Below are 19,253 nucleotides of genomic sequence, written 5' to 3' on the forward strand. Positions count from 1 at the left end.
TTTTACTATTTGGGGTTCTAAAGGAGGCGCCATAATATGCTGCTGGCATTTAAATTAGACAACCATCGTTTGTCTCGTCTGGAACTTGATGAAGGTGAAAAACTGATAGATGCTGTATGGATTGATTTAATGGAGCCTGATGAGAAAGAGCGGCAAACAGTACAAACTGAATTGAAACAATTATTAGTAACCCCATCTGAATTAACCGATATTGAAGCTTCGGCTCGTTTTTTTGAGGATGAAGATGGTTTACATATTCATTCATTTTTTTATTATCAAGATAGCGATGAACATGTTGGTAATTCGACAGTTGCTTTCACTTTTCGTGATGGTCGCTTATATACGTTACGGGAGCGTGATCTGCCGGCTTTTCGTTTGTATCGTATGCGTTCAAGAAGTCAAAAACTGATCGATGCTAATGCTTATGAGTTATTTTTAGATTTATTTGAAACTAAAATTGAACAACTTGCTGATGTAATAGAAAATATTTATAGCGTTTTGGAATCGTTAAGCCGAATTATTCTGGAAGGTAAACAAGGTGATGAACTTGATAGTGCGCTTTCTAATTTAGCGGAACAAGAAGATATTGGCTGGAAAGTGCGATTATGTTTGATGGATAGTCAACGAGCATTAAATTTTTTGATCCGCCGGGCAAGATTGCCGGCAGGTCAGTTAGAGCAAGCAAGAGATATTTTACGTGATATTGAATCACTGTTACCCCATAATGAATCGCTATTTCAAAAAGTAAACTTTCTTATGCAAGCAGCGATGGGTTTTATTAATATTGAACAGAGTCGTATTATTAAAATTTTCTCCGTTGTTTCTGTGGTTTTTTTACCGCCAACGCTGGTGGCGTCCAGTTACGGTATGAATTTTGAATTTATGCCTGAATTAGGATGGCGTTTTGGCTATCCGGCAGCAATTATATTGATGATTATCGCCGGGCTGGCACCCTATCTTTATTTTAAACGTAAAAATTGGCTCTGAATTTATCAGACGATGAAAGAAAACTTGAATACAGCGAAAGGCCAACTTGATAACTTAAGCTTCATATAGCGTTTATTTAATATAGATTTTATGGTTTGCTAGCTTGGTTATTTTAACCCACTAAGTAAGTGGCTATGCCGGTTGCGATATGTTTATTTTCTTCATTATGCAATTCGGCTCGGGCAACGGAGATCTTATTACCCGTGCGAATGATTTTTCCACTAGCAATAAATTTTTTACCACGACCAGGATGCAAATAATTAATATTTAAATCGATGGTGCCAATCGTTGATAAGCGTTTTCTGAGCGCTTCTTTTGAAAATGATGTCATTCGGTTTAATACATTACCAATGCAAACTAAGCCGCTGGCAACATCTAATACTGAAGCAATGACACCACCATGTAAGATCTGCTGTTCAAAGTTTCCTATCAATTCTGGTTTATTGTTAAAAACTAACTTGATCTGTGTTTTATCAAAGCATAACACCTCAAGACCTAATAATTGGTTGAACGGCATCTCATGAATAAATTTTGCAATGATAAGTTTCTGTGCATCGTCAAATGTAAAGGTAGGCGTATTCATAAATATTCTCTTATTATTAGATATTATGTTAATTAATGGTTGATACTATGCAAAGATTAACGGTTTTTCTATGATTTGATGCATAAACTGGCAAAAATAAATAGTTATTTAGTACGGAGTGATCTTTTTTCTTTTAACGTTTTATTTTTTAGCGGAAACTAATGAGATGCTGTAATTCTTATCAGAGTCAGGTAGCATATATTTATTTACCGCTTTTTATCAAAATTGATTAGTCACGTTTATTAAGGATACCAGTGTCTACTGCGGAAATTATCAATATTACATCCCCGGCTCGGCAAGTGTTGCAGCAGATTTTTGGTTATCAGCAATTTCGGCCAGGCCAAGAACAAATTATTAATACTATACTTACAAATCAAGATTGTTTGGTCGTCATGCCAACTGGGGGAGGAAAATCTCTCTGTTATCAAATACCTGCTTTAATTTTACCCGGCTTAACAATAGTGGTTTCCCCCCTAATTTCATTAATGAAAGATCAAGTTGATCAGCTTTCTCAGTATGGTATTGAAGCTAGTTATCTTAATTCAAGCCAAACTGGGCAACAGCAAAAGCAGGTTATTGAGTATTGTCGACAAGGCAAAATAAAATTACTTTATATTGCTCCAGAACGGTTGGTTATGGATAATTTTCTTGATCAATTGCCAAAATTAAATCCGGTTTTATTGGCTGTCGATGAAGCCCATTGTATTTCACAGTGGGGACATGATTTTCGTCCTGAATATCAAGCATTAGGGTTATTGCGGCGTCGCTTTCCACAGTTACCGGTTATTGCCTTAACCGCCACTGCGGATCAAACAACGCGTAATGATATTATTCACGGGCTTGAGCTGTGTGAACCACTTGTCCATATTAGCAGCTTCGATCGACCTAATATTCGTTATACTTTAGTAGAAAAATATAAGCCTCTTGATCAACTTTGGTTTTTTATTAAAGGACAAAAAGGTAACAGTGGTATTGTTTATTGCAATAGTCGCAGTAAAGCGGAAGAGACAGCTGAGCGATTGCATAAACGCGGTTTAAGTGCGGCGGCTTATCATGCTGGTCTTGATAATACGCAACGCGCCAAAGTACAGGATGCTTTTCAAAAAGATAACTTGCAAGTGGTGGTAGCAACGGTGGCATTTGGTATGGGAATTAATAAGTCCAATGTCCGTTTTGTCGTCCATTTTGATATTGCCCGTAATATAGAATCTTATTATCAAGAAACGGGAAGAGCTGGGCGTGATGGCTTAGCTGCAGAGGCAATCTTATTTTATGATCCTGCTGATTTATCTTGGTTGCGTCGTTGTTTAGCTGAAAAGCCGGCCGGACAATTGCAAGAGATTGAACGTCATAAATTGAATGCTATGAGCGCTTTTGCCGAGGCGCAAACCTGTCGCCGACTAGTATTGTTAAATTATTTTGGTGAAAATCGGCAGCAACCTTGTGGTAACTGCGATATTTGTTTAGATCCACCGAAACGGTATGATGGCCTAATTGATGCTCAGAAAGTACTTTCTTGTATTTATCGAACAGGGCAGCGTTTTGGTATCGGCTATATTGTTGACATTTTGCGCGGTGCGAATCATCAACGTATTCGTGAATTTGGCCATGATAAGTTGCCAGTTTATAGCTTAGGTAAAGAACAGAGTCATGAGCATTGGGTGAGTGTGTGTCGGCAACTTATACATATGGGGTTAGTGAGCCAAAATATTGCCCATTTTTCAGCATTACAATTAACAGAAGCTGCTCGACCTGTATTGCGTGGCCAGGTGCCATTACAGCTGGCTGTTGCTAGAGTCTTATCGAAAAAAAGCCGTAATCAGCAAAATAAAAACTACCAAAGCCATTACGATAAAAAATTATTTGCTAAATTACGTCAATTGCGAAAAGTCATTGCGAATGAAGAAAATATTCCACCTTTTGTTGTTTTTAACGATGCCACTTTAATAGAGATGGCGGAGCGATATCCTGTCCAGCCGAATGAATTACTATTGATTAATGGTGTAGGCCAAAGAAAATTAGCGCGCTTTGGAGAAGCATTCATGACATTGATTCGTGATCATCTGGCTGGTTTTGAATGAATTTAGGAGCAATTATGACGCCTGACATGCTAAAAGCGAGTTGGCTGACGCGTGAATCTCAGTTTTTAGCTTTTGCTAATGGCCCGCTTTTAGATTTTTGGAAAATGCGTGATGAAGCAGAATTTATTGGCGTCGATAATATCCCTATTCGTTATGTAAAACTTTGTTCGGCTCAGCATGATAAAGCGATTGTTATTTTGCCCGGACGTAGTGAAAGTTATGTAAAATATCCTGAAGTTGCTTATGATTTTTATCATCTTGGTTATGATATTTTTATCATAGATCATCGTGGACAAGGTCGATCGGGAAGAATGTTGGCCGATCCTCAAAAGGGACATGTCGAAAAATTTACTGATTATATTGATGATTTTGAATCTTTTATCACCCTTGAGATTAAGCCACGATACTATTCACGTCGTTATGCACTCTCCCATTCAATGGGAGGGGCTATTCTCGGTGGCTATCTGTTAAGAGATAGTCTGACTTTTAATGCCGCGGTTTTATGTGCTCCGATGATGGGCATTAATTTACCGGTCTCACGTTGGTTGGCAAATTTTATCATTCAATGTGCAGAGGCGAGCGATAATACCCGTGATGATTATGCAGTATCAACCGGTAAATGGCAGCCATTACCCTATATTATTAACATATTGACCCATAGCTATGAACGTTATCGGCGTTATTTACGTTATTATGCCGATTATCCTGAATTACGTATTGGTGGTCCAACTTATCATTGGATCGGAGAAAGTCTACAGTTTTGCACTAGTTTAATTGAAAAAGCGGGAGAAATTGAGGTTCCGCTTATGCTATTACAAGCGAGTGAAGATAAGGTTGTTAGTAATCGGGATATTCAGAAATTTTGTATCGCTCGACAAAAAATGCAGATGGGAAGAGAGGAAAAGCTACCTTTAATTATAGAAGGGGCAGACCACGAAATATTATTTGAAAACGATGTGTTACGTGCTATGGCACTTAATGCAATTTGTGATTTTTTTGATCAACATTGATTAACCAAGGAAAAACAATGACGTATTCTGTTGTTGCTTCAGATTTAGATGGTACTTTACTATCTCCTGACCACACTTTACCGCTTTATACAAAAGAAACGTTAAAATTATTAGCAGAAAAAAATATTCATTTCATTTTCGCTACGGGTCGCCACTATATTGATGTTGATCAGATCCGTAATGGGTTAGGTATTAATGCTTATATGATCACATCTAATGGTGCTAGGGTACATAATACTAATGGCGAGCTTATCTTAAAGCATAATCTTGATCCTAATATTGTTCATGAGCTCTGTCTAATGGAGTTTGATAATCCAAATATTCTGACAAACTATTATTCTAGCAATAATTGGTTAATTAATCGGGAGAGCCCAGAACAAAAAGCATTTTTTCAAGAGTCTATTTTTCACTATCAACTTTTTGAGCGCGATAATTTTTCTACGACCGATGTGAGCAAAGTCTATTTTACTTGTGAAGATCATCAGCAATTATTGCGATTACAGGAACAAATAAGAAATCGTTGGGGCGACAGTGTCAACGTTAGTTTTTCGTTACCAAGTTGTTTAGAGGTTATGAATGGTAGTGTTTCCAAAGGAAATGCACTAAAGCAGGTCGCGGATTTATTAGGCTATACTTTGCAGGATTGTATCGCTTTTGGTGATGGAATGAATGATTATGAAATGTTAACGATGGCGGGAAAAGGCTGCATTATGAAAAACTCACATCAATTATTGCGAGATAATTTACCCGATATGGAAATAATTGGTTCTAATGAAGAAGAAGCCGTTTCTTATTACTTGCGTCGACTTTATAGTGGTATTTAAATATTTGCTGCAGATAAAAACCATCTAAATTGAGGTTACGAAAATTCACTTTAGAAAAAAACAAAATAATTTATTATTAATTTGCTAAAGTGATTTTGTTTTTTAATTATATCAACAAGTCAATTAATAATGAATTTTTAAAATTTATTATGACTTATATTTATATTATGGAAAATAAATTGCTTAAATCTATTTTTGCTTTTTATAGTGCGAAATAAAGGGATACTAAGATTAACTATTATCTTAGTATAATTTTTGAAGCGTTAGTTATAAAAAGGAGCTGGCGATATGAGAAAATTAATTCTGGTATTTACGCTAGGAATATTGAGTTATGGTTCTTTAGTCTCTGCTGATATAACAAATACAAAATCTAATGTAATAACGCAATTACAGCAATTAGCTGAACAAGGTAATGATAAAGCACAGTATGAATTGGGGGAAAAATATTTTCGTGGACAAGGAATTTCTCAAGATTTCAAACAGTCTGTTGTTTGGTATTTGAAATCTGCTGAATTAGGTAATGCAGATGCTCAGTTTAGGCTCGCGACCATGTATGTTAATGGTTTTGGTGTCAGGCGTAATTATGATCAGGCAATAGAATGGTACCAAAGGGCAGCAATCCAACAGCATGTTCGTGCGCAAAGCAATATGGCTACTATGTATGCTCATGGATTAGGTGTGAAACGAAATTTACCAGAAGCGGCATATTGGTTTGAGCAAGCATCAAAAGGGGGTTATGCATTGGCACAATTTAATTTGGGATTAATGTATAGTATTGGCAACGGTGTGATAAAAGATTACAAAAAAGCCGTCTATTGGTTCAAGCACGCCGCAAAACAGGGGTATGCTAAAGCTCAGGATCGTTTAGGTGTCATGTATGCAGAGGGATACGGTGTTAATAAAGATAATAAAAAGGCCTATGCATGGTTAGCTACTGCCGCTTGTAATGGTAATAAAGAAAGTCAAAAATTTCATGATAAGATCGGAAAATTATTTTCTGTTAAAGAAATGAAGGCAGCAGAGGCATTAGCTGAACGTTATATTAAAAAGTACCCCACCCCAATTGATTAAAAATAAATTAATTACTAGATTAAATTCGTTATATATTAAAATTATATTATATTTATTTTAAAAATAAACATGATATATTTGGTTTAAATTTTATGCGATTTATTCCTATTATTTAATGGCGAAAGTTCATTGCAATTTATAATTCTCCTGCTTTTCTTGCCGGATTGCGCCTGGCTCTATTTTTTGTTGTACTTTTTAATAGGTTATTACTGGCTATATCAATTCGGGCTTGAAAGGGAGGAAACGGTAGCGTGATCCCATGCTGTGCAAAACCGATTAATATATTTTGATGAACTTCATGGCGGGCTGGCATCCTATGCCCCATTTCTGCCGCATAGATACGTAATTCAAAGATTTGAATGCCTTGTTGTAAATCAACTAGATATACCTCAGGTGCCGGGTTAGTTAAAATCATCGGCGTTTTCTCAGCAGCATTCAGTAAGATCTGACTGATCTCGGCACTATCTATATCTGCGGGTGCTGGAATGGTTAAAACAATACGCGTGATGGTATCGGATAACGACCAGTTAATAAATTGCTCGGTAATAAATGCTTTATTAGGAACAATAATTTCTTTGCGATCCCAATCTGTCAAAGTTGTCGCCCTAGTATTGATTTTGGTAATGCTACCTGTTAAGTCACGGATAGTGACAGTATCGCCAATACGAATTGGTTTCTCAAATAAGATCATTAAACCTGAAATGATATTGGTAAAGATTTCTTGTAGACCAAAACCTAGTCCAACACCCATGGCAGCAATTAACCATTGTAGTTTTGACCACTCAATCCCAAGCATCGAAAATGCAACTAAGCTACCTATAAGAGCAATAGTATATTTAGTTAAAGTGGTGATTGCATAACCTGTCCCCGGAGTTAAATCAAGGTGTTGTAACAGGGCGAGTTCCAATAATGCCGGTAAATTTCTAATTAGTTGTGCAGTAATTATAATAATAAGAATAGTAATAAAGAGAGAACTGAGGGTAATAGGTTGAATGGTATCTACACCATTTATCGTGGTAGTTACATTCCAAAGCCGGACATTTTCTAGAAAAGAGAACGCTGAATGTAGCTCAGACCAAATTAAAATCAGTGAGACTAACGCTATCATAGTGAGAATAGAACGCACTAGCCCTAAAGATTGGGCACTGATTGTATCTAAGTCAATTGTACTTTCTTCGATATCAACTAAGGCTTCACCACTACTATTAATATTACTATTATTGTCACCTTCATTTTTTGCTCGTTGAGCGAGAATGTCAGCGCGCCGCTGTTTTGCTCTTTCGAAAGCAATTTTACGCCGTTGGATAGACATCCAGCGGCGGATAATGTGATAAATAATCAGTAAAAAAAACCAGATTGCAACAGAGGTTTCTAGCCTAGCTAAAAGTTCTTCGGATGTTGAAAGATAACCCAAGAGTGCCGCAACCGCAGAAAAAATTGGTGCTATGATCAGTAATAACCACAATAAATTGCTAATTGCATTCTCGCCTGAGCCGTGGCGATCTAAATAAAGTGGTACGCCAACCCGTTTGAGGTTATGGGTAATTAGACTTAGCGCAATACACAGTAATAAGAAGCAAAGTCTACCTAAGCTTGGGGCAAATTCACGGTCATTGTAATATTCAAACGTAATCAAGGCCATCATCAACGGCACTATGACAAAAACTGATAGTTGATAATAACGCATTGCTCTTTTTACGTTTTCTTCTGACCAACCAAAATGAGAAACAAACAATCCATTTGGCAGTGCAAAAGTGGCACTAATCATAAAAACCCATAAAACCGGTGTTGTCGCTCTCACCCCTGAGCCAATAGCTGTGGCCATTGGCAATTGCCAGGCGCTTTGTAGGCCGTAACCAATCGCTGACCATAAAATAGGTAAAGGAAGTGCAATGAGAATAGACCAAAATACGGTTCGTAAGGTTAGCGCAAAGCGATCCTGGGTTACTTTACCGATACGTGTGCTCGCGCGAAGAAGAAAATTATTGTAATGCTGATGGGTACTAATGCTAAAGATGACGATAGCAACAGCAGCGAGCAGGTATAATAAGCTATCCTGGCTGGCGAAGATAACGCTAATTGCTCCACTCAGTTGAGATAGCGTATCTAACGATAGTAAGCGAGTCAGATCTTTTACTATCGTAATTGGATAGTTGAGATTTATAGGATCGGTATCTGCGATCCAAAACATATAACGATGGGTCGCATCTTTGATATCTGTTAATGCATCTGTTAACTGGGTTGCTGCAACGTTGAGCTTGGTTAATTCCAATATTTCACTGTCATAACCAGAAATTATTGAGCTTAATAATTCTTTCCGAGTTTGGACGAGTGACTCATAAATTTGCGTCTGTTCTGCTGTGAAATTTTTTGTTTCGGCTTGCTTTTCCTCGTTCTCTTTATTGTTGGGGTTGAGATTTTCCAACATATCTTGGTACTTAAGGCGATCAATACGCTTGTTGACGATTTCTCTGTCAATTTGCTGATTTTTTGGAATTTCTGGCAAATGGTATAACTGCGCGCGTAATGCTTCACCCAAAGTAGTTGAACCACTTAACCATTGGGCTTGCTCGCGAATTGTGCCAAGAGCTTGACGAACGGTTAGTATATCACTGGAAGTCTGGCGTTGCCTTTGTTCAATATCATTTATTCTGTATGCTTGTTCATTAAGCCGTTGTGATAATTTACGGTTTAGTTGCAATTGTTCTGTTAAAAATTTAGGAAGTTCCCCGCCTTGAGCAGCAAGCATTTCAGTGTGTTTAAGTGCCAATTGTGCTTTCTGTTGGCGCTGAAAGTTTAGATGATTTCGCAGTTGTTGAAGCTCTTGATCAATTTGCTGATAACGTTTTTTAAAAAGCTCAATGCGTAAGCGTGCAATTTCTTGGCGATTATTGGCTGAAAGCTGTGCTATTTCTAGTTCATTGGTTTTTGACTTTCTTGCCGTGACTTCTGTTTGCGCTAAATTATATTGTGCTTCGGCTAAAGGAGAAACCGGAACAGGCAGGGATTCCAGTCTTACTATAGAGTCAGAAAGCAGGCGGCGAGCCTCTAATAATTGTTGAGGTAATGTTACAAGAGAGTCGCTGATTTCACGATTTCTATCCTGTTCTTGCTGAATTTGTCTGCCTTGCTCAAGTAATTGACTACTAGCCTGAACAATACGTTGCTCTAGTTCCAGAATAGTTATATTGGTTGGTATAGTAACTGTTTTATTACTCTCAATAAGAAATTGTTGTTGTAATTCTTTTATGATTTTGGGGAAATCATCAATGGCTTCTTGATAAGCGCGGGTTTTTTTTTCTGATTCTTGCGCCTCTGATAACCAATTAAGCGCAACTTGTAATGCCTGAATAATCTCTGCATTTTTGGCATTTTTATTTGCTTCAAGTTGTTTAATCTCTTTTTTAATCTGTATTTCATCAAGATTAATCGCTGCAAATACAGGTAATGTGGTGAATAAGAGACTAAATAGCATGCAGACTATCAGGCGCACAATATGATTCCTCAGATAAAATTATTCAGATCCATCTATTAAATTATGTGGACTAGTATGTTCCCCAGTATTTGCATAAATTGATTCTGCTAATAATTCACCTACTCGAGTGACGGTTCCTGGCTCTAATACAGAATTAAGTTTAATGTGGTTAGATTCAAACAAATTGATAACGGTTGAACCCAGTTTGAATTTTCCCATTTCTTCGCCTTTTTTCAGATAAACGGCTCCTGTCTTATCTTTTTCTGGGTAAGTCCAGCGTTTGATAATCCCTTCGCGTTCACTATTGACGCAGCCACACCAGATAGTATCTATGCTTCCGACAATTGTTGCACCTATTAGAATTTGTGCCATTTTCCCAACCGGCGTGTCAAAAATACAGATTAGACGTTCATTACGAGCAAAAAGATTGGGAACATTTGTTGCAGTCAGTTGGTTAACGGAAAAGAGATCACCAGGAACATAAATCATTTCAGTTAGTAAACCGTCACAAGGCATATGGACCCGATGATAGTCACGTGGAGATAAGTAAGTAGTTACAAATGCCCCATTACGAAATTTATCGGCCAGTATATAATTACCGGCTAATAATGCCACTAAACTATAAGAATGGCCTTTAGCTTGTAAGATCTGATCATCTACAATTAATCCTAATTGGCTTATTACACCATCGGCAGGTAGGGCAAGTTGGTTGCTGCCTACAACAATAGGACGAATATTTTCTTTTAATGGGCGAGTAAAAAATTCATTAAAGGTAGAATAAGCTGAAAATTCGCTTTCTTTTGCTTCCGTCATATCAACTTTATAAAATTTGGCAAAAAGCTTAATCATTAACTGAGTGAATCCAGCCGCTTTTTGATCTGCCAGCCAACCAGCTAAATGTGTTAGCCCTTGTTTTGGTAATAGATATTGTAGTTTGATCTTTATTTTTTCCAGCACATTAACCTCTAGCCTGATTCTAATGTTATTGGGTTGTAATCAAAAAAGATAGTTATTGTACCTATGCTTTTTATGAATTCCAGAGTTATATTTATAACTATTTATTATCTATAAAAGATCTACGGGGTTTTATTTGTTCCATGCTTGCTAAAATACGATGATAATTTTCAAAACGTGATTTTGCTATTTTTTCAGCGGTTACTGCTTGTAGTAAAGCGCATCCAGGATCATCTAAATGCTTACAATCACGAAATTTACAGTATCCCAAGTATTGCCTAAATTCGACAAACCCTTTAGTTATTTGTTCCTTTGTCAGATGCCATAAGCCAAACTCACGGATACCTGGTGAATCGATAAGATCGCCTCCTTTGGCAAAATGATAAAGGCGCGCAGTTGTGGTTGTATGTTGACCTAATCCTGAATTATCAGATACTTGGTTGGTTAAAATTTTTTCTTCATTATTAGGTAGTAAGTTGTTTATCAAACTAGACTTACCAACACCTGATTGTCCAACAAAAATAGATATTTTTCCTATAAGGATCTCAATAAGCGTATCAATTCCTTCATTAGTATGGCTAGAGACCTCTAAAACTTCATAACCAATATTATGATAAAGTTTTATTACTTTACTTATCTCTTTTCTGTTCTCTATATTGAGCAGGTCAATTTTATTTAAAATAATAATTGGTGCAATATTAAGTGTTTCGCAGGCAACTAAATAACGATCAATAATATTTAATGATAATTGAGGTAAGATTGCTGAAACAATGATCGCTTGGTCGATATTAGCCGCGATCGGCTTGAGTCCGTCATAGTAATCGGGGCGAGTCAAGAGAGATGTTCGTTCATAGACTGCTTCAATGACACCGTTAACTTTTATATTAGATTGCTGATATAGCGCGGGGCGCCAAATAACACGATCACCTGTGACTAATGAATGAATTGTTCTACGAATATTGCAGCGTTGAATGTCACCTTCATTTGTCTCGATATCTGCATGCTGACCAAAACGGCTAATAACCAATCCGTCTTGGGGAATGCCAAGCTGATTATCATCAATATCTTGCTGAGATTGTTTTTTTAGCTTAGTTTGATGGTTTGCATCTATTCGGCGTTGTTGGCCTTTGGTAAATTTCTTTTTAGCCACCTGACCTCACTAGTTTTATTGGTTTGTTAATTGAGTTCATTATCAAGAGTTATCGTAGTTGTGCTTTTAAGAAGCTATCATACACTAAGTATTGCATGCTATCAGTTTAGAATGGAACCCAGGATATAACATGGTAAATCGTGAGAACAATTTAATTTGGATAGATTTGGAAATGACAGGATTAGATCCAGAACAGGATCGTATTATTGAGATCGCAACAATCGTCACTGATTCCAATCTGACAATTTTATCCGAAGGACCAGTAATTGCCATTCATCAATCGGCGCAACAGTTATCTCTTATGGATGAGTGGAATATTAAAACGCATACTGAAAGTGGGCTGATTGATAGAGTTAAATCTAGTCAATATGATGAAAAAAAAGCAGAGTTAGCCACAATAACTTTTTTAGAAAAATGGTTACCTAGGGGCGTTTCACCTATTTGTGGTAATAGTGTTGCTCAAGACCGACGTTTTTTATTCAAATATATGCCTGAGTTGGAAAAATATTTCCACTATCGTTATTTAGATGTTAGTACCCTAAAAGAGCTGGCTCGCCGTTGGAAGCCTGATATATTGCCCGGTTTTACAAAAAGGAATACCCATCTGGCTTTAGAAGATATACGGGAATCTATTGCAGAATTAGTTTATTATCGCCAACACTTTATCAATCTTTAAGTCGAGTTATTATCATGCTGATTATGAGCGATTTGCTGTTTTAATCAGCATTTAGATTAAAAATAGATTTTTTATGGCTAAAAGTACTTGTCTGTTCGGCAATTTTTCGTATAATTCGCAACTCATAGTGATTGGTAATATTGTTGTTATAAATATGCGGGAATAGCTCAGTTGGTAGAGCACGACCTTGCCAAGGTCGGGGTCGCGAGTTCGAGTCTCGTTTCCCGCTCCAATATTGTATTTATTTTTATCTCTTATCAGCATTTTCTTATGCGGGAATAGCTCAGTTGGTAGAGCACGACCTTGCCAAGGTCGGGGTCGCGAGTTCGAGTCTCGTTTCCCGCTCCAAATTCTCCTTTATCGTAATTAACTTAAAGATCTGTGATATAATTTATTGTTTTTTTACATATTTTTCATTCTGTCCGCTTCTTCGTCACTCAAAGTTTAGTGGCCATTTATACCTATTTTGTTGGTGAATTTTATTTTTCTGTTTGGATTTTATTTAATTATAAGAATAAAATTTTATGTTGCACTCTGATAAAAACCGTCTATTTTTAAATAGGAGATTAGCTACTGAAAGAAGTCACAGTCTTGCTTCATAGTCAACAATTATATAGCTAGTCCAGATAAAATTTATTTGAAAATCGGGCACATAGGACTTGCAAATCGTATCTGCTAGGCATAGAATTCCACTCCCCCAATTTTGAAGTAGGTGTTACGGCATATACTTTATCAGTGAAGTGAACCATGTGGTGTCATTCTTGGCAGGGAAATTGTTTTCGTATTTAAAATGTATTTTAGGTGAATTGATGTTGTTAGCTACATTAATCTTAGAAATTTTATGGCTAAAGCTGCTACATTTTCTTAGTTAAAATGTTTTAATAACTTATTCATTTACAATTGAATTTTGGTTATGGCACACCGTGTCTCTTTTGCTTTGTTGCACAGAGTTATCCACAGGCAAATACATTTTTTTATCGCTATCACTATTGATACTTTTCTTCATAAATATCATTTAACCTATTGAAAACATTTTAAAAAATATTTATATTTTTTGATGATTGATTATATAATTATTTTTTTATGATCAATGCATTTTTATTTTATACACAAGTAAAATTGAAGTATCTAACTCTTGAAAATATTGATGTTAGTCACTAGATATTGCACGCAAGACGCTATTATTATTTGGATAAGGTTTTATTTATAATAGAAGTATCATTTTATTGATATATTTCAAGGTGTAACTAGGTAGAGCAATATAATATTTTTTAATTAGCGGATATTTATCTATGTTTTGATATAATATAGTGCTTTCTTGGTCATGTAAAAAAGCTTCTCTCAACTAAATAATTTTAATTGTTTAAGACAAAAATATTTCATGGTTTTATTTGACGAAGTCTGTTTTATAATTATTTGCAATAATTTTAGATGATAAACGCTAATTATTTGATATTAATGAAAAATTTTGTATGTTTATTTTTATATAAATTTGTTCAGATCAAACGATAGAATATTGATAAAAGTAACCAACTAAAAGAGATTAATTAGTTAAATCATAAGCATATGATGTAAGTTTTATTGGCAAAAATAACATTAAATATCGCTATAATATTCGGTAAGTAACAGTATTTTGTGATATATTTTATGAGTTAAACTATTAAATAAAAAATTACAAAAAATGGCAATATTTTTATGAAAGAACTTATATTATTGCTTGCTAATGAAAAAGCAACAATAGCTTTAGGGCATCGTTTAGCTCATCTTTGTAACCAACGTTTTATTCTTTATTTATATGGCGATTTGGGTGCAGGGAAAACGACTTTTAGTCGCGGTTTTTTGCAAGGTTTAGGTTACCAAGGGCATGTAAAAAGTCCAACTTACACGTTAGTTGAATCGTATTTATTGGCTCCTAATCCCGTTTACCATTTTGATTTATATCGTTTAACTGATCCTGAAGAGCTTGAGTTTATGGGTATCCGTGATTATTTTGATTGGCAGGCAATATGTTTAGTGGAATGGCCAAAGAAAGGTGAAGGGATATTACCATGCGCTGATCTTGAACTCTATCTATCATATGACAATAATGGAAGACAAGCACGCTTTGTCGCGTTATCAACATATGGGGAAATGTTATTAGAAAAATTGTCGTAATAGGAATACTAATCATGATGACGACTTCGATGATTAATATAATAAAAAGATGGCAAACTCATGTATTTCTTTTATTAATGACAATGATATTACTTAACAACTTGTTGTCTAGTGCACAGGCTGCAACTTTATCCAATATTCACGTCAATGATAATTTATCCGAAGCAAAAGTCACTTTACACTTTGCTGGAGGTAATCCAGAGTACCGCTTTTTTCCACTCCATGAACCTGAGCGTTTAGTTATCGATTTTCGTCAATCTGATCAGGTAGCTGGATTGCCAATGAAGTTTATAAATAATAATTTGGTTAAAGGGGTTCGTACTAGTCAGCCACCAAATAGTCAGTATCAACGTATTGTTATCGAACTGACAAATGCTGTGACAGCAAGTGCGGTGGTTGAACAAATAAATCATCATTATCAAATAGTTTTTACGTTAAAGAATAGTCGTGATGGCGCGTCACAGTCTCAGATATCTCAGCCAGCAACTGAAGTAACCAATAAATCGCTAGCAATTAATTCACAAACTGAGAAAAAATTAGTCAATTACTCTCCGGCCTCCTCAATATATAAAAATTTACCTAAAGGAACCCGGCAAGTTGTCGTGGCAATTGATGCTGGGCATGGTGGTAAAGATCCAGGCGCAATTGGGCAAAATGGTCATCGAGAAAAAAATATAACAATGAGTATCGCGCGTAAATTAGAGAACTATTTAAAGACGGATCCGATGTTTAAGCCAGTGATGACTCGCAATGGCGATTATTTTATTTCTGTAGCGGGTCGTTCAGAAGTGGCGCGACAAAAAGCAGCTGATATGCTTGTTTCAATTCATGCTGATGCAGCACCTAATAATCGTGCTCGCGGTGCTTCTGTTTGGGTGCTTTCTAATCGAAGAGCGAATAGTGAATTGGGTAATTGGCTTGAACAACATGAGAAGCAATCTGAATTATTAGGTGGTGCAGGTGATGCGTTAGCTAATGGTGCAGATCCATATCTTAGCCAAGCTGTTTTAGATTTGCAATTTGGCAATTCCCAGCGTGTAGGTTATTCTGTCGCGGTAAAAGTACTGAGAGAATTAAATAAAATTGGTAATATCCATAAATATGATCCGGAACATGCTAGTCTTGGTGTACTCCGTTCTCCTGACATTCCCTCTATTCTTGTGGAAACAGGTTTTATTAGTAATATTTCTGAAGAACGTCTTTTAGTTTCCGATGATTATCAGGAACGTTTGGCAATAGCTATTCATCAAGGATTACGCAATTATTTTACCCAGCACCCCTTACAAGCAGCGCCAAAATGATGGAATACGGCAGAGGTTATTATGTCAACAATACAAATTCTTTCTCCTCAGTTAGCTAATCAAATTGCTGCAGGTGAAGTTGTTGAACGTCCATCATCGGTTGTGAAAGAGTTAGTCGAAAATAGTCTTGATGCTGGCGCTAGTCGTATTGATATTGAAATTGAGCGTGGTGGTGCAAAGCTTATCCGTATCCATGATAATGGTAGTGGTATTGCCAAAGAAGATTTAACCTTAGCGTTAGAGCGACACGCTACTAGCAAAATAGCTACGCTAGAAGATCTCGCCGCTATTATGAGTATGGGATTTAGAGGAGAAGCGCTAGCTAGTATTAGTTCAGTTTCTCGTTTAATACTAACTTCACGCGTCGAGACACAAACAGAAGCCTGGCAAGCTTATGCTGAAGGGCGTGAGATGAATGTTACGCTAAAACCTGCTGCTCACCCAATAGGAACAACAGTTGAAGTTCTTGATCTGTTTTATAATACACCAGCTCGACGTAAATTTTTACGTACAGAGAAAACCGAATTTAGCCATATTGATGAGGTGGTACGTAGAATCGCTTTAGCGCGTTTCGATGTTGCAATCAACTTGCATCATAATGGTAAATTAGTTCGCCAATATCGTGCGACAAAGAGTGAAGAGCAATATGAACGACGTCTGGCGGCTATTTGTGGCAGCAGTTTTATGCAACATGCGTTGAAATTATGTTGGCAACATGGTGATTTAGCAATAAAAGGCTGGATAACTAATCCCTATTTAGGCAAGACTGCTGAAATTCAATATTGTTATGTTAATGGCCGCATGATGCGTGATCGATTAATCAATCATGCCATTCGCCAGGCCTATGCTGATCGTCTGCCAGATGAGCAGCAAGCTGCTTATGTTCTTTATTTAACGATTGATCCTCATCAGGTAGATGTTAATGTTCATCCAGCCAAACAGGAAGTCCGTTTTCACCAAGCAAGATTGGTGCATGATTTTATCTATCAGGGTGTGAACACGGTACTAAGCCAACAACAAAACCAAAAACAATTTAATCAAGTAACTGTTAGTTTAAAACAGGAAAGTCATCCTGTTTTAGGATTGCAAAATCGGTTAGCTGCGGGTGAAAATTTTTTTTCCTCAGATAATTCAAAACAGGGTTTAGTTGTTGAAGAGCAAAAAGCGCAAGTAATAACAGAATTAAGGGCGAGTAACCAAATTTCGCCATCTGAAACGACATCATTTTCTTGCTACAATAATGGAAAAATAACCAAAAAAACCTATAACAAAAAACAGGGTGAGCTTTATCAGCAATTGATGCAAAATGAGGCATGTAAACAAGAAAAAATCCCACTTTTTCCAGAGCGAAAACCCATAAAAACTGAAAAATTGGCAGTAAAATCGGTTTTTGTTGAAAAAAATGATAAAAATTATACATTTGGTAAAATACTAACAATTTATTCTAAAAATTTCGCATTTATTGAATCATCATTTGGAATAGGTTTGTTATCATTAGCGGAAGCTGAGCGATATTTGAAACGAAGTCAATTAATTCCTACTGATAAAGGATTAAAATCTCAGCCGTTACTTATACCAATAAAGCTCGCATTAACAGAAAAGGAAATTGAAACTTTTTATCGAGTAAAGGTATTATTAAGTACATTAGGTTTTGACATCAATATTTCTCATAATAAAGCCACAATTAGTGCTGTATCTTGTCCCTTGAGATCGCAAAATTTGGCTGAATTATTTCCAAAACTGTTGAAATATCTTGCTCAAAATACTTCTTGTCAGGTGAAGGAATTAGTTGTTTGGTTAGCAGATCATTTAGTAAATGAAAAACAAGTATGGACGGTTGCACAAGGGGTACAGTTACTAGCGGATCTTGAGCGGGCTCACCCTGAATTAGTTAAAGAACCACCGAAAACATTACTACAACTAATTGATTTTGAATCGGTGATAATGGCTTTAACTCATGAGTAAACAAATTTTTCAACCTAAACCGCAAGCGATTTTTATAATGGGGCCTACGGCGTCGGGAAAGACAGCATTGGCAATGGCATTGTGTCAAAAATTACCCGTTGAAATAATTAGTGTAGATTCTGCATTGATTTATCGAGGTATGGATATAGGAACAGCAAAACCAACACTGGAAGAGCAACAAATTGCGCCACACCGATTGATTGACATTTTGGATCCGTCACAGTCGTATTCTGCGGCAGACTTTCGTCGTGATGCTTTAGCTGAAATGGAAAAAATTGTCGCTTCAGGTCGTATTCCCTTACTCGTTGGAGGGACTATGCTATATTTTAAAGCGTTACTAGATGGGTTGTCACCCTTACCTTCAGCCGATGTTACAATTCGGGCAGAAATTGAATTGCAAGCGAAGCAATCTAGTTGGGGGGCAATTCATAAACGTTTGCAAGAGGTTGATCCTATATCGGCAGCTAGAATCCATCCTAATGATCCGCAACGATTGTCTCGTGCCTTGGAGGTTTTTTTAGTTTCTGGAAAGAGCCTGACAGAATTGACTGAAATTGTAGAAGCAGAATTACCTTATAATGTGTTACAGTTTGCGATTTCACCGCAAGATCGTAAAATTCTTCATCAACGTATCGAGATGCGTTTTCTACAAATGTTGAATGCGGGTTTTGAGGATGAAGTTAGCGCTCTTTATGCTAGGGGAGATCTCCATCAGGATCTACCTGCTATTCGTTCTGTTGGTTATCGTCAGATGTGGTCCTATTTGTCTGGTGAAATCAACTATGATGAAATGGTTTATCGTGGTATATGTGCAACACGTCAATTGGCTAAACGTCAAATTACATGGTTAAAAGGATGGAAAAACGTGCATAGACTCGATAGCGATGATATTAAGGGAGCACTTAACACAATATTGCATCTTATTAGTGCATAGGTTTGCTATTTATGTACAATTGGTAGTAAAGGCACAATTTTTTGAGTAGTTAATTTTTTCGAACCATAAAAGGTTCTTAGTTAAAAAC

Annotated in this window: 14 protein-coding genes and 2 tRNA genes; 12 read left to right on the forward strand and 4 right to left on the reverse strand. The window is 36.5% G+C overall.

Features of this window, described 5'->3' with window-relative positions:
• Positions 1–36: 36 nt before the first annotated feature.
• Positions 37–987, forward strand: coding sequence for a magnesium/cobalt transporter CorA (corA, locus tag QE177_RS01040; protein ID WP_280550912.1), 951 nt, complete (start codon positions 37–39; stop codon positions 985–987).
• Between the two features lie 112 nt (positions 988–1,099).
• Here corA and QE177_RS01045 read toward each other — a convergent pair whose 3' ends face one another.
• Positions 1,100–1,570 carry a thioesterase family protein gene (locus QE177_RS01045; RefSeq protein ID WP_280550913.1) on the reverse strand — a complete coding sequence of 157 codons (471 nt, stop codon included), beginning with the start codon at positions 1,568–1,570 and terminating at the stop codon, positions 1,100–1,102.
• 254 nt (positions 1,571–1,824) lie between these two features.
• Between QE177_RS01045 and recQ the strand changes: the two genes are divergently transcribed.
• The 4 genes from recQ (at position 1,825) to QE177_RS01065 (ending at position 6,556) form a co-directional block, all read left to right on the forward strand.
• Complete coding sequence (recQ, locus tag QE177_RS01050; protein ID WP_280550914.1) at positions 1,825–3,651, forward strand: ATP-dependent DNA helicase RecQ; 1,827 nt, start codon at positions 1,825–1,827, stop codon at positions 3,649–3,651.
• Positions 3,652–3,665: 14 nt separating this feature from the next.
• Positions 3,666–4,661 carry a lysophospholipase L2 gene (gene pldB / locus QE177_RS01055; protein ID WP_280550916.1) on the forward strand — a complete coding sequence of 332 codons (996 nt, stop codon included), beginning with the start codon at positions 3,666–3,668 and terminating at the stop codon, positions 4,659–4,661.
• A 17-nt stretch (positions 4,662–4,678) separates the two neighbouring features.
• Positions 4,679–5,485: a sugar/pyridoxal phosphate phosphatase YigL gene (gene yigL / locus QE177_RS01060; protein ID WP_280550917.1), complete on the forward strand. Its 807-nt coding sequence runs from the start codon at positions 4,679–4,681 to the stop codon at positions 5,483–5,485.
• Positions 5,486–5,773: 288 nt separating this feature from the next.
• Positions 5,774–6,556 (forward strand): tetratricopeptide repeat protein, encoded by a 783-nt coding sequence (locus tag QE177_RS01065; protein ID WP_280550918.1) that lies wholly within the window; start codon positions 5,774–5,776, stop codon positions 6,554–6,556.
• 136 nt (positions 6,557–6,692) lie between these two features.
• Here QE177_RS01065 and mscM read toward each other — a convergent pair whose 3' ends face one another.
• The 3 genes from mscM to rsgA form a co-directional block, all read right to left on the reverse strand.
• Positions 6,693–10,049 (reverse strand): miniconductance mechanosensitive channel MscM, encoded by a 3,357-nt coding sequence (mscM, locus tag QE177_RS01070; RefSeq protein ID WP_280550919.1) that lies wholly within the window; start codon positions 10,047–10,049, stop codon positions 6,693–6,695.
• A gap of 21 nt (positions 10,050–10,070) precedes the next feature.
• The gene (gene asd / locus QE177_RS01075) at positions 10,071–10,988 is read right to left on the reverse strand and encodes an archaetidylserine decarboxylase (protein WP_280550920.1); all 918 of its coding nucleotides are present in this window, start codon (positions 10,986–10,988) and stop codon (positions 10,071–10,073) included.
• A 97-nt stretch (positions 10,989–11,085) separates the two neighbouring features.
• Positions 11,086–12,135 carry a small ribosomal subunit biogenesis GTPase RsgA gene (rsgA, locus tag QE177_RS01080; protein WP_280550921.1) on the reverse strand — a complete coding sequence of 350 codons (1,050 nt, stop codon included), beginning with the start codon at positions 12,133–12,135 and terminating at the stop codon, positions 11,086–11,088.
• A 130-nt stretch (positions 12,136–12,265) separates the two neighbouring features.
• Between rsgA and orn the strand changes: the two genes are divergently transcribed.
• From orn to miaA, 7 genes are all read left to right on the forward strand, one after another.
• Positions 12,266–12,811, forward strand: coding sequence for an oligoribonuclease (gene orn, locus QE177_RS01085; RefSeq protein WP_280550922.1), 546 nt, complete (start codon positions 12,266–12,268; stop codon positions 12,809–12,811).
• A 156-nt stretch (positions 12,812–12,967) separates the two neighbouring features.
• Positions 12,968–13,043: transfer RNA gene (locus tag QE177_RS01090), tRNA-Gly, on the forward strand.
• Positions 13,044–13,083: 40 nt separating this feature from the next.
• Positions 13,084–13,159, forward strand: a tRNA-Gly gene (locus tag QE177_RS01095).
• A 1,347-nt stretch (positions 13,160–14,506) separates the two neighbouring features.
• Positions 14,507–14,965: a tRNA (adenosine(37)-N6)-threonylcarbamoyltransferase complex ATPase subunit type 1 TsaE gene (gene tsaE / locus QE177_RS01100; protein ID WP_280550923.1), complete on the forward strand. Its 459-nt coding sequence runs from the start codon at positions 14,507–14,509 to the stop codon at positions 14,963–14,965.
• Positions 14,966–14,979: 14 nt separating this feature from the next.
• Complete coding sequence (gene amiB, locus QE177_RS01105) at positions 14,980–16,266, forward strand: N-acetylmuramoyl-L-alanine amidase AmiB (protein WP_280550924.1); 1,287 nt, start codon at positions 14,980–14,982, stop codon at positions 16,264–16,266.
• 21 nt (positions 16,267–16,287) lie between these two features.
• Entirely contained in the window at positions 16,288–18,231 is a 1,944-nt protein-coding gene (gene mutL, locus QE177_RS01110; RefSeq protein ID WP_280550925.1) for a DNA mismatch repair endonuclease MutL, read from the forward strand.
• A complete protein-coding gene (gene miaA, locus QE177_RS01115) occupies positions 18,224–19,165 on the forward strand; it encodes a tRNA (adenosine(37)-N6)-dimethylallyltransferase MiaA (protein WP_280550926.1) in 942 nt (313 codons plus the stop codon). Before mutL ends, miaA begins: the two co-directional genes overlap by 8 nt.
• The last annotated feature ends 88 nt before the right edge of the window (positions 19,166–19,253 follow it).

Source organism: Arsenophonus sp. aPb (assembly GCF_029873475.1).
Taxonomy (GTDB): domain Bacteria; phylum Pseudomonadota; class Gammaproteobacteria; order Enterobacterales; family Enterobacteriaceae; genus Arsenophonus.

Excerpts from the sequence above, each read along its gene's own strand:
- amiB (WP_280550924.1), top strand. The coding sequence starts at position 14,980 with ATGATGACGACTTCGATGATTAATATAATAAAAAGATGGCAAACTCAT.
- QE177_RS01065 (WP_280550918.1), top strand. The coding sequence starts at position 5,774 with ATGAGAAAATTAATTCTGGTATTTACGCTAGGAATATTGAGTTATGGT.
- mutL (WP_280550925.1), top strand. The coding sequence starts at position 16,288 with ATGTCAACAATACAAATTCTTTCTCCTCAGTTAGCTAATCAAATTGCT.
- yigL (WP_280550917.1), top strand. The coding sequence starts at position 4,679 with ATGACGTATTCTGTTGTTGCTTCAGATTTAGATGGTACTTTACTATCT.
- miaA (WP_280550926.1), top strand. The coding sequence starts at position 18,224 with ATGAGTAAACAAATTTTTCAACCTAAACCGCAAGCGATTTTTATAATG.
- orn (WP_280550922.1), top strand. The coding sequence starts at position 12,266 with ATGGTAAATCGTGAGAACAATTTAATTTGGATAGATTTGGAAATGACA.
- pldB (WP_280550916.1), top strand. The coding sequence starts at position 3,666 with ATGACGCCTGACATGCTAAAAGCGAGTTGGCTGACGCGTGAATCTCAG.
- QE177_RS01045 (WP_280550913.1), bottom strand. The coding sequence starts at position 1,570 with ATGAATACGCCTACCTTTACATTTGACGATGCACAGAAACTTATCATT.
- corA (WP_280550912.1), top strand. The coding sequence starts at position 37 with ATGCTGCTGGCATTTAAATTAGACAACCATCGTTTGTCTCGTCTGGAA.
- tsaE (WP_280550923.1), top strand. The coding sequence starts at position 14,507 with ATGAAAGAACTTATATTATTGCTTGCTAATGAAAAAGCAACAATAGCT.